This window comes from Corynebacterium sp. HMSC069E04, assembly GCF_001813175.1.
GTDB classification, from domain to species: domain Bacteria; phylum Actinomycetota; class Actinomycetes; order Mycobacteriales; family Mycobacteriaceae; genus Corynebacterium; species Corynebacterium aurimucosum.
This window is the reverse complement of sequence record NZ_KV811675.1, coordinates 1-305: the sequence shown is the minus strand read 5'-3', so window position 1 is coordinate 305 and position 305 is coordinate 1. Positions and strand designations below refer to the sequence as shown.

Annotated in this window: 1 pseudogene; it reads right to left on the bottom strand. The window is 49.2% G+C overall.

What is annotated here, in order from left to right:
- Nucleotides 1–305, bottom strand: a pseudogene (locus HMPREF2896_RS13080) (IS3 family transposase); the annotation flags it as partial.

The window sequence follows — 305 nt, the reverse complement described above, 5'->3', positions numbered from 1 at the left end:
CTTCTTGTGATTGATCGGAGGAAAGTCCGTATCGGCTTTAAGGCTTGCAGCGATGCGTTTAGCACCATAAAGCCCGTGCTCATCATCGAAGATGGTCTTGATTCTCGCACCAATAAGAGCATCCGAACACGTCTTTAACCTGCGTTTTTCGCGGGTGTTGACCCATTTGTAGAACGAGGAGCGATTGAGCTTTAACACGTGGCACATCCGCTTGACCGAGTATTCGGTTCGATGGTCATAGACAAACTGGAAGCGGATTACCAGCGTGTCTCTTCGGCAAAATATTTCGCGGCCTTACGCAGGAT